Annotated in this window: 2 protein-coding genes and 1 pseudogene; all 3 read left to right on the forward strand. The window is 68.5% G+C overall.

From position 1 onward, the window contains the following. Nucleotides 1-6: 6 nt before the first annotated feature. Nucleotides 7-603 (forward strand): hypothetical protein, encoded by a 597-nt coding sequence (locus ACFVBH_RS25855; protein WP_379005273.1) that lies wholly within the window; start codon nt 7-9, stop codon nt 601-603. After that, nucleotides 593-6910, forward strand: a complete 6318-nt coding sequence (locus tag ACFVBH_RS25860; RefSeq protein ID WP_379005275.1) for a type I polyketide synthase — start codon at nt 593-595, stop codon at nt 6908-6910. The genes ACFVBH_RS25855 and ACFVBH_RS25860 overlap by 11 nt, the downstream gene beginning before the upstream one ends. Nucleotides 6911-7016: 106 nt before the next feature. Further along, nucleotides 7017-12188: pseudogene (locus ACFVBH_RS25865) on the forward strand (type I polyketide synthase); the annotation flags it as partial. Nucleotides 12189-12224: the final 36 nt, after the last annotated feature.

A 12224-nucleotide genomic window follows, 5' to 3' on the forward strand; every position in this document is an offset into this window, starting at 1 on the left:
CTCGCGATGGATACGGCCAATCACTTCTTCACCCCCGCGACCGTGTTGCACGCGCGTGTCGAATACGGTCTGGGCTTCGTCGCGTGCGCGCTTCTGATGCTGGTCAACTGGAGCGACCTCGATGTGTGGCACGCCCTGGCGTTCTTCTGGTACATCGACCTCGTGGGCACGGCCCCGGGGATGTGGGCCTACCGCCGCAGCGCGGATGGCAACATCCACCGCGCGTACTTCGTGCTGTACAACCTCATGCACAGCGCCGTCACGCAGGGCCTGGTGATCACCGCCTACATCCTCGTCTTCGGCTGGGAATGGGCGCTGCTCGGCATTGCGGCGCACATCTGCGCCGATCGCTCGATCTTCAACAACTACCCCAAGCCGTACGGGCTGGCTTTCGAGCCGGTATTGCATCCCGCGTTCGAGCGGTTCGAGGCCGACTACCGCGGCTATCGGGACACCGCGATGAATTGGAAGTCGACAGCGCACGCGGCGCCGGGATCCGCAGCGGGGCGCGAGCCCATCCCCACGCGGTCGGCCGTGGCCGATCCGTCACGAAATCCGTCAAAGTCGAATCCCGAATCAGTGAGGGCCACCGATGGCAACTGAAGAACGTCTCACCGAAGCACTGCGCAAGTCGCTGTTCGAAGCGCAGTCGTTGCGATCGCAGTTGGCCGAGGTCGAAGCCGGACTGTCCGAGCCGATCGCGGTGGTGGGCATGGGATGTCGCTTTCCGGGCGACGTGACGAGCCCGGCGGACCTGTGGGACGTCGTATCCCAGGGCCGGGACGTGGTGTCGGGGTTCCCCGAGGACCGAGGCCTGGAATTCGAGGGGTTGTTCGATCCCGAGGTGGGGGTGGCCGGCAAGACATATGTGCGCGGGGGCGGATTCGTCAGTGGGGCCGCGGATTTCGATGCCGGGTTCTTCGGTATCAGTCCGCGTGAGGCGTCGGCGATGGATCCGCAGCAGCGGTTGCTGCTGGAGGTGTCGTGGGAAGCGCTCGAGCACGCGGGGATCGACCCGCGGTCGCTGCGCGGGTCGACCACCGGGGTGTACACGGGAATCGCGGGTACCGACTACGCCGCGCGGTTCGGATACCGGGCTCCCGCCGGGTTCGGCGGGTTCGTGGGCGAGGGGAACGCGCTGAGTGTGGCCTCGGGCCGGGTGGCATACGTTTTGGGCCTGGAGGGCCCGGCGGTTTCGGTGGATACCGCGTGCTCGTCGTCGCTGGTGGCATTGCACATGGCGGTGCAGGGCTTGCGGCTGGGGGAGTGCTCGCTGGCGTTGGTCGGTGGCGTGACCGTGTGGTCGTCGATGGCGATGGTGGTGGAGTTCTCGCAGTTGCGTGGTCTGGCCGCTGATGGCCGGTGCAAGGCGTTCGGCGCCGGGGCCGATGGTTTCGGCCCGGCCGAAGGAGCCTCGGTCATCGCGGTGGAACGGCTGTCCGACGCGATTCGGCTGGGTCATCGGGTGCTGGCGGTGGTGCGCGGGTCCGCGGTCAACCAGGACGGTGCGTCGAACGGTTTGACCGCACCGAGTGGTCCGGCCCAGCAGCGAGTAATTCGCCGGGCATGGGCCAATGCCGGTATCTCCGGTGGCGACGTGGATGTTGTCGAGGCGCACGGCACCGGGACGCCCCTTGGTGATCCCATCGAGGCCCAGGCGTTGCTGGCCACCTACGGTCAGGGCCGGGATTCCGAGCGGCCGCTGTGGCTGGGATCGGTGAAATCGAACATGGGACATACGCAGGCCGCTGCGGGGCTGGCCGGCGTGATCAAAATGGTCGAGGCGATGCGCCGGGGGGTGCTGCCGGCGACGTTGCATGCCGAGGAACCGAGTCGCGAGATCGATTGGGACGCGGGCACCGTGCGGCTACTGAGCGCCAATCGTGACTGGCCCGTGTCGGGTCGTGCGCGTCGCGCAGGTGTCTCGTCGTTCGGGATCAGCGGTACGAACGCGCACGTCATCCTGGAGCAGGCGCCGGAGCCGGTGGCCCCGCAGGAACTGCCGGCCGACGGTGGGGTGGTGCCGTGGGTGTTGTCGGCGCGCACTGCCGCGGCGTTGACCGGTCAGGCAGTTCGGTTGCGGGAGTTCCTGGATCGGCATCCGGAGGTGGATGTGCGGTCGGTGGCGGCGACGCTGGCGCGGCGCACGGTGTTCGAGCATCGCGCGGTGCTGATCGGCGCCGATCGCGGCGAGCTGGAGACCCGATTGCAGGCGTTGATCGCGGGTGAGTCCGCGTCGGGCGTGCTGGTGGGGCGGGTGTCCGGTGAGGGCAAGACGGTGTTCGTCTTCCCGGGTCAAGGCTCCCAGCAGCTCGGTATGGGCCGTGAACTCTACGACCGGTACCCGGTTTTCGCCGCCGCGTTCGACACGGTGGCGCAGGCGTGCGACGCGATGCTGGATCGCTCGTTGCGTGAGGTCGTGTGGGGCTCCGACGCCGAAGATCTGAACAGCACCCTGTACGCGCAGCCGGCCTTGTTCGCGGTCGAGGTGGGACTGTCCGCTCTGCTCGCGGAGTGGGGCGTGAAACCGGATGTGGTGCTGGGGCATTCGCTGGGTGAGATCACCGCGGCCCACGTGGCCGGTGTGCTGGATCTGACGGACGCGGTGGCCCTGGTGATGGGCCGCGCCCGGCTGATGTCGGAGTTGCCCGCGGGCGGGGCCATGGTGGCCGTGCAGGCGGATCCCGCCGATGTCGAGCCGTTCCTGGCGGGCAGCGACGTCGATCTCGCGGCGGTGAACGGTCCCGGCGCGGTGGTCATCTCCGGGCCCGGGGACGCGGTCACCGACATCGCGGCGCGGCTCGGCGAGCAAGGGCACAAGACCACGAAACTCGCTGTCTCGCACGCGTTTCACTCGATCCTGATGGAACCCGTGCTCGAGCAGTTCGCCGGAATCGCCGCGCGGGTGTCGATTTCCCCACCCGGGATCGCGATCGTGTCGAATCGCGACGGTCACCTGCACGCCGAGAACTCGGAAGCTTATGGGGCGGGCGACTATTGGGTTCGCCACGTGCGTGAGACGGTCCGGTTCGCCGAATCGATACAGACCCTGGCCGCACACGATCCCGCCGCGCGGGTGCTCGAGGTCGGACCGGCCGCGCTGAGCGCGCTGATCAGTGCGGCGACCACCGCGCCGGTAACGGTGTCCCTGTTGCGCCGGAATCGTGACGCGGTGAGCAGTGCGCTGGAGTCCGTTGCCGCCGCGTTCGTCGCGGGTGTGGCCGTGGACTGGTCCGTGGTGGTGGGCGGGGGTGAGTTGGCGGAACTGCCCCCGTACGCGTTCGAGCGCAGGCGGTATTGGCTGGACGCTGTTTCTGCCGGTGATGTGCGCGGTTTGGGCGTAAGTGGTTGTGACCACGCGGTTCTGGGTGCTGTGGTGGAGTCGCCGTCTTCGGGTGAGGTGGTGTTCACCGGTCGGGTCGGTGTGGGCAGTCACGGCTGGGTGAAGGACCACCGGGTGGGTTCGGTGGTGCTGGTGCCGGGTGCGGCGTTGGCGGAGTGGGCGTTGTTCGCCGGTGACCGCTTCGGGTGCGGAGTCGTGCGCGAGTTGGTGTTGCAGGCGCCGCTGGTGGTTCCCGAACGAGGCGGGGTCGATATCCGGGTGGTCGTCGGAGCCCCGGGCGAGGAGGACGGCAGTCGTGGCGTGGAGGTGTTCTCCCGGCTCGAGCACGGGCAGGGCGCATGGGCATCACACGCGATCGGCGTGGTGGAACCCGACGGAGCCGGTGGGGGCCACGGCGTGGTCGACGGTGCCGGGGTCTGGCCGCCGGCGGATGCCGAGCCTGTTCCGGTCGACGACTTCTATGAAGTGTGTGCCGAGCGCGGGTATCTGTACGGTCCGGTGTTCCAGGGCCTGCGATCGGTATGGCGCAGTGCGGGTGCGGTTTTCGCCGAAGTAACCCTGCCGGAGGCAGTGGCGGGTGTCGAAGAGTTCGTGATCCATCCGGCGCTGCTCGACGCGGTGATGCAGGCGGTCGGCTTCCTCGACCTTCCGGTTCCCGACGGGCAGATCCTGTTGCCGTTCACCTGGGAACAGGTGCGGGTGCACGCCGTGGGTGCGCGTAGCGTGCGGGCACGGCTGCGGGTCGCCGGTGATCACCGGGTACAGATCCAGGTGGACGACAGTGCGGGACGACCGGTCACCGAGGCGATGCTGACGGTGCGGGGAGTCCGCGCGAGCGATCTGCACGGCGTCGCGGAGGAGGAGGTCCTCTACACCGTCGACTGGAAACCCCTGGATGTCGGTGAGATCGATCCGGCAACGGCTGCGGATGTGACCGTACTGCGAGCTGCGGGCGGCGTGTGGTCCGTGGTGGAGCAGGTTCAGGGGTGGCTGGCCGAGGAGAACCGGGCGGGTGGCCGCTGTGTGGTGGTGACCTCGGGTGCGGTGGCCGTGGACGGCTGCGATCCGCTGTCGGGTCTGGTCGATGCCGGTGTGTGGGGCCTGTTGCGGTCGGTGCAGAACGAGTATCCCGATCGTGTCGTGCTGGTGGACACCGACAACCCGCACGAGATCGACCGGGCGGTAGCGGCGGCCCTCGCCAGTGCGGAGCCGCAGGCGGCGGTGCGCAGAAACGTGGTGCTGGTGCCGCGGCTGGTGCGCCTGGAAGCCTCCTCGCGGATCGGGATCGGGATCGGTTCGGGTGGTTGGCGATTGCGTACCGCCGGTGCGGGAACGCTCACCGCGGACAACTTCGTCGCCGAACCGGTGGCCGTCGACGCCGAACTCGAGGACACGCAGGTACGGATCGCCGTGCGCGCCGTGGGTGTGAACTTCCGAGATGTGCTGGTGGCGTTGGGAATGTACCCGGATCCGGACGCGGTCATCGGTGGTGAAGGGGCCGGGGTCGTGGTTGCCGTGGGCTCCGGGGTCACGAACGTGGCCGTGGGCGACCGGGTGATGGGTGTGTTCGACGGGGTCGGTTCGATCGCGGTCGCGGATTGCCGTGTGGTGGCGCCGATTCCGGCGGACTGGTCGTTCGCCGCGGCCGCGGGTGTACCGGCGGTGTTCCTGACCGCGTACTACGGGCTGCGTGATCTGGCCCGGGTCCAGCGGGGACAGCGGGTGCTGATCCATGCCGGGACCGGCGGGGTCGGCATGGCGGCGATCGCGTTGGCGCGGTTGTGGGGTCTGGAGGTGTTCGCGACCGCGAGTCCGGCCAAATGGCCGGTGCTGCGGTCGATGGGTATCGACGACGACCACATCGCCAGCTCACGGAATACGCGGTTCGAGGAGGTGTTCCTGAACGCCACCCGCGGTGCGGGTGTGGATGTGGTGGTGAATTCGCTGGCCGGCGAGCTCACCGATGCCTCACTGCGGCTGTTGCCGCGCGGGGGCAGTTTCATCGAGTTGGGTCGCACCGATGTCCGCGATCGGGATGAAGTTGCCCGGTCGCATCCGGGGGTGAACTACCAGGCGTTCGTGTTGATCGACGTCTGTGCCGACCACCTGGGTGAGATGCTGCGCGAGCTGTTGGCGCTGTTCGCCGCCGGGGACATTCGACCGGTCGAAACCTCCGCGTGGGATGTCCACCGGCTGCCCGAGACCTACCGCTACCTCAGCCAGGCCCGGCATGTGGGCAAGACCGTCATCTCGGTTCCCCGCCGGCTCGACGAGCAGGGCACGGTGCTGATCACCGGTGGTACCGGGGCGCTGGGAGCGGTGTTCGCGCGGCATCTGGTCCAGGAGTACGGGGTACGGCGTCTGCTGCTGCTCAGTCGCAGTGGAGATGCGGCGCCCGGCGCCTTGGATCTGGTGCGCGAGTTGGCCGAACTCGGTGCACATGCCGACGTGGTGGCCTGCGACGTCTCCGATCGTGACGCACTGGCCGAGGTGTTGTCGCAAGTGCCGCAACAGCATCCGCTGACCGGCGTCGTGCACACGGCGGGTGTCCTGCGCGACGGTATGTTCGCGTCGTTGACCGCCGACAAGTGGGAACCGGTATCGGCAGCCAAGGCCGATGCGGCGTGGCATCTGCACGAATTGACCTCCGGCGGTGATCTGGCGATGTTCGTGATGTTCTCTTCGGCGGCAGGGATTCTCGGGTCCCCGGGTCAGGCGAACTACGCGGCGGCGAACACATTCCTCGACGCCCTGGCTCACTACCGCCAGCGCAGTGGTTTGGCGGGTACGTCGTTGGCGTGGGGTCTCTGGGCGCAGAAGACCGGTTTGACCGGGCATCTGGGTGATCAAGACGCGGCCAGGATGGCGCGCAGCGGTTTCTTGCCGATGACCACCGAGCAGGGCTTGGCGATGTTCGACGCGGCGATAGAGTCCGGTCACCCGCTGGTGGTTCCCGCGCGGATCGATACCGCCGCGTTGGCCGAATCGGGTGCGGTGCCGGCGATCGCGGGTCTGATCGCGCGATCCCGGCGCCGAGCCAGCAACGAGGACAGCGCTCAACAATCGACGCTCTCCGCGTTGTTGCAGGGGCGCAGCGATACCGAACAGGATCGGATCACCCTGGAGTTCGTCCGTGATCAAGCGGCGGTCGTGCTGGGACATGACACCTCGCACATGATTCCCCCGGAAGAGCCGTTCAAGAGTCTGGGTTTCGACTCGCTCAGCGCGGTCGAGTTCCGCAACCGTCTGCAGACCGCGACCGGGTTGAAGATTCCCGCGACGATCGTCTTCGACCACCCCACTCCCCGCGCACTCGCGACACATCTCCGCACCCAGATCTCGGCCCCGACCTCCGAAAACGACAACCACACGGCAGAACTGATGGAACTGCTGAGTCGCATCGAGGAACGATTCGCCACGGCGCAACTCGAAGAAACGGACAGGGGAACGGTGCTCCGCCGGATCCGGGACATCGAACGCAGATTCAACGACGGTCTGCCCGACCAGGTCGCCGATCTCGACGAGGTCGACGACGCCTCCCTCTTCAGCCTGATCGACGGAGCCTGACCGCTGCCGGTGCTCTCGAGCACCGGGAACGGGTTCGTATTCCAGCGCCGTGCGCTGTGTTCAGCCATGTGATTTCGATCGAGGAAGTGTCGTCATGTCGAATGAGAATGACCTCCGGGTCTATCTGAAACGGGCTGCGGGGGAGCTGCAGTCGTTGCGGTCGCGATTGGCCGAGGTCGAGGGCGGGTTGTCCGAGCCGATCGCGGTGGTGGGCATGGGCTGTCGTTTCCCGGGCGGGGTGACGAGCCCCGCGGATCTGTGGGATGTGGTGTCCCAGGGGCGCGACGTGGTGTCGGGATTCCCCGACGACCGGGGCTGGGATGTGGAAGGGCTGTTCGACCCCGAGGTCGGGGTGGCAGGCAAGACGTATGTCCGAGAGGGCGGATTCGTCAGCGGGGCAACGGAATTCGACGCAGGATTCTTCGGCATCAGCCCGCGTGAGGCCGCCGTGATGGATCCGCAGCAGCGGTTGCTGCTCGAGGTGTCGTGGGAAGCGCTCGAGCACGCGGGGATCGACCCACGGTCGCTGCGCGGCTCGGCCACCGGCGTATACACCGGGATCGCGGGAACCGACTACGCGGCACGGTTCGCGGAGCGGGTTCCCGCCGGGTACGGGGGGTCTGTTCTGGAAGGGAACGCCCTGAGCGTGGCCTCGGGCCGGGTGGCATACGTCCTGGGCCTGGAGGGCCCGGCGGTCTCGGTCGATACCGCGTGCTCGTCGTCGCTGGTGGCATTGCACATGGCGGTACAGGCGTTGCGGCTGGACGAGTGCTCCCTGGCTTTGGTCGGCGGTGTGACCGTGTGGTCCTCCATGGCGACGGTGGTGGAGTTCTCGCAGTTGCGCGGGCTTGCCGCCGACGGCCGGTGCAAGGCGTTCGGTGCCGGGGCCGACGGTTTCGGCCCGGCCGAAGGAGCCTCGGTCATCGCGGTGGAACGGCTGTCCGACGCGGTCCGCCTGGGCCACCGTGTGCTGGCCGTGGTGCGCGGGTCCGCGGTCAACCAGGACGGTGCGTCGAACGGTTTGACCGCACCGAGTGGTCCGGCCCAGCAGCGGGTGATTCGCCGGGCATGGGCGAACGCGGGTATTTCCGCCGGTGACGTGGATGTTGTCGAGGCGCACGGCACCGGGACCGCGCTGGGTGATCCGATCGAGGCGCAGGCGTTGCTGGCGACCTACGGTCAGGGCCGGGATTCCGAGCGGCCGCTGTGGCTGGGGTCGGTCAAGTCGAACATGGGACATACGCAGGCCGCGTCGGGTTTGGCCGGGGTGATCAAGATGGTGGAGTCGATGCGCCGCGGGGTGCTGCCCGCGACGTTGCACGCCGAGAAACCGAGTCGCGAGATCGACTGGGATGCAGGCACTGTGCGATTGCTGAGCACTGGTCGTGACTGGCCGGCTGCGGGTCGCGCGCGTCGTGCGGGTGTGTCCTCGTTCGGAATCAGTGGCACGAACGCGCATGTCATCCTCGAACAAGCGGCGTCACCTGCGCGGGAAGAGCTGCCGACCGGAGGGGACACGGCCCCGATGCCGTGGGTGTTGTCGGCGCGCACTGCCGCGGCGTTGACCGGTCAGGCAGTTCGGTTGCGGGAGTTCCTGGATCGGCATCCGGAGGTGCACGCGCGGTCGGTGGCGGCGACGCTGGCGCGGCGCACGGTGTTCGAGCATCGCGCGGTGCTGATCGGCGCTGATCGCGGCGAGCTGGAGACCCGGTTGCAGGCGCTGATCGCCGGTGAGCCGACACCCGGCGTGGTGGTCGGGCGCGCGGCCGGTGAGGGGAAAACGGTCTTCGTCTTCCCCGGCCAGGGCTCGCAGTGGCTCGGTATGGGCCGCGAACTCTACGATCGGTACCCGGTTTTCGCCGCCGCGTTCGACTCCGTGGCGCAGGCGTGCGACGCCATGCTGGATCGGCCACTGCGTGAAGTCGTGTGGGGTCCCGACGCCGAGGAATTGAACAGCACCCTGTACGCGCAGCCGGCCCTGTTCGCCGTGGAAGTGAGTTCGTGTGCTCTGCTCGCGGCGTGGGGGGTCGAACCCGACGTGGTGCTGGGGCATTCGCTGGGTGAGATCACCGCGGCCCACGTGTCCGGTGTGCTGGATCTGGCGGACGCCGTGGCGCTGGTCATGGGCCGCGCCCGGTTGATGTCGGAGTTGCCCGCGGGCGGGGCCATGGTGGCCGTGCAGGCGAGCCCGGAGGATGTGCTGCCGTTGCTGGAGAACAGCGACGTCGGTCTCGCGGCGGTGAACGGTGCTGACGCAGTGGTGATCTCGGGACCGGCGGCCGCGGTCGCGGATGTCGCGGCGCGGCTGGTCGAGCAGGGCCGCAAGACCACGAATCTTGCTGTGTCACACGCGTTTCACTCGGTGCTGATGGAGCCCATGCTCGACCGGTTCGCCGCGATCACGTCCGGGGTGTCCACCTCGCCGCCGAGAGTCGCGATCGTGTCGAATCTGGACGGACGCCTGCACACCGAGGCATCGGAAAGCTATGGTGCGGAAGACTATTGGGTTCGCCACGTGCGCGGGACGGTTCGGTTCGCCGAATCGGTACTGACCGTGGCCGACCACGATCCCGGCGCGCGGTTTCTGGAGGTCGGGCCGGGCGCGCTGACCGCACTGATCGGCGAGGCGACCGCCGCGCCGGTGGCGGTGTCGTTGCTGCGCCGGCGTCGCGACGCGGTGAGCAGTGCGCTGGAGTCCGTGGCTGCCGCGTTCGTCGCGGGTGTGGCCGTCGACTGGTCGACGGTGATCGGCGGCGGCGAGCTGGTCGACCTGCCCACCTACGCGTTCGAGCGCAAGCGGTATTGGCTGGATGCTGTGTCGACGGGCGACGCGCGCGGCCTGGGCGTGCGTGGTTGCGATCACGCGGTTCTGGGTGCGGTGGTGGAGTCGCCGTCCGCGGGTGAGGTGATCTTCACCGGCCGGCTGAGCTCTAACGGCTGGGTGCGTGATCACGCGGTCGGTTCGGTGGTGCTGGTACCGGGTGCGGCACTTGCGGAGTGGGTGTTGTTCGCCGGTGATCGGTTCGAGTGCGGGGCTGTTCGGGAGCTGGTGTTGCAGGCGCCGCTGGTGGTTCCCGACCCGGGCGGGGTCGACATCCGGGTCGTTGTCGGCGCCGCGGGGGAACTGGACGGCAGTCGCCGGGTGGAGGTGTACTCCCGGCCCGAACATGCCGAGGGGGACTGGACTTCCCACGCCCTGGGTGTGGTGGAGCCCGACCCCGGGCAGCCCGCCGGCGCCGCCGTGCCCGGGGCGTGGCCGCCGGTCGCCGCCGAGCCGGTCTCGATCGGCAACTTCTACGCGGAATGCGCGGAGCGGGGGTACCGGTACGGACCCGCCTTCCAAGGCTTGAAGTCGGTATGGCGTTGCGCGGGTGAAGTTTTCGCCGAGGCCGTCCTGCCCGAGACGGCAGCGGACGGTGCGGATCGGTTCATGATTCATCCCGCGTTGCTCGACGCGGTGATGCAGGCGGCGGGTTTCCTCGACGTTCCGGTTCCCGACGGGCAGATCCTGCTGCCGTTCGCGTGGGAACGGATTCGAGTCCACGCGCTGGGAGCCCGTGCCGTGCGGGCGCGGCTGCGCGCCGCCGGTGATCATCGGGTCGAGATCGTGGTGGAGGACGGTGCTGGCCGGTCGGTCGCCGAAGCGACGCTGACCGTGCGTGCCGTCGATCCGAGCGACCTGCCCGGCGTCGGCGCGGACGACGTGGTCTACACCGTCGGCTGGAAACCCACGACGCTGCTACCCGACTCGGGCGAGGGCCAGACGCGACACGTCATGCGCTGCGAATGGCGATGGGACAGCGACCCGGACGGTCTGCGCGAGGGGTTGTGTTCCATCGTCGAAGACGTCCGCTCCCGGCTACGGTCCGCGGACCCGCGGGACACGATCGTGGTCGTCACCCGGCAGCTGATTCACGTCATCGACTCCGATGCAGTGCATCCCGGGGGCGAAGCGACGTGGGGTCTGCTGCGATCGGTGCAGAACGAATACCCGGGCCGAATCGTGCTCGTCGACACCGACGATGGCGACGACACCGTCATCTCGAAGGCGATCCGTGCGCGCGGCGGCACACAGGTGGCGATCCGCCAAGGTCGTCACCTCACCCCCCGAATCCAGCGCGCCGGCGCGAGCAGACCGACTCCGTCGAGTCCGTTGCGCACCGGTGTACGAGGGACGGTGCTGATCACCGGCGGCACCGGCGTCGTCGGTGCGGCCCTGGCCCGCCACCTCGTCGAGCAGCACGGCGCATCGCACATTCTGCTGGTGAGCAGAACGGGTTCGACCTCCACCGCCTCGATGTCACTGTGCGAGGAGCTGCACTCGTCCGGGGCCGTCGTCGACTCGGTCGCCTGCGACGTGAGCGACCGGGCGAGTCTGCGCCGGGTGCTGGACACGATTCCCGGCGACGCTCCCCTGGTCGGGATCGTGCACGCGGCCGGAGTTCTCGCGGACTCGTCGTTCGATGAGCTCACGGCACAGGACCTCGACGGTGTCCTCGGCGCGAAGGCCGGCGGCGCGTGGAATCTGCACGAACTGACCGCCGGCGACGAACTCGAGTTCTTCATCCTGTGTTCCTCGCTCAGCGCCGCCATCGGCACACCGGGACAGGCCGGTTACGCGGCCGCGAACGGGTTCCTCGACGGTCTCGCCGAATACCGTCGGGCTCTCGGACTGCCGGCCACCTCGATCGCCTGGGGCCTCTGGGAATCCGAGACCGGAATGGGCGGCGCCCTGGTGGCGGCCGACAACGGCCGGCTCGGCAGATGGGGAATCGGCTCGATCTCCGCCGCGCACGCACTAGCGGGACTCGACCAGGCCCTCGCCGGCCACCGGGCACGGACCATCGTCGCGAGCCTGGACCTGGACCGCCTGCGGACATCGAGCGCCAAATCGGGCATGTTCGAGATGTTCGGGCACTCGCCGGGCGGCACGCGGACCCGCCTGCCCGACGGCCGCGAAGCGACCGGGGAACAAGACGATCTGCTGGCCGAGGTGGCGGCGATGAGTCCGGAACAGCGATTGGAAAAGATCCGCGACGTGGTCCTGGACGAACTGTCGGTGGCACTCGGTTATGCCGACCCCGGCGAGATCGATCCGAGCCGGAGCTTCCAAGACCTCGGGGTGGATTCGCTCAGCGCGATGGAGTTCCGGAACGGCATCTCCGCGGTGACCGGAATTCGCGTATCGCCCGGTGCCATCTTCGATTACGAGACGCCGGACGATCTCATCAACTACATCAGCGAACTGCTGCCGACCCTCGCCGGCGGCGTCCCTTAGGACGCTCCCATGATCGCCGGTCCCGCCGACGCGGCC

It is taken from the genome of Nocardia sp. NPDC057668 (genome assembly GCF_042799795.1).
Taxonomy (GTDB): Bacteria; Actinomycetota; Actinomycetes; order Mycobacteriales; family Mycobacteriaceae; genus Nocardia.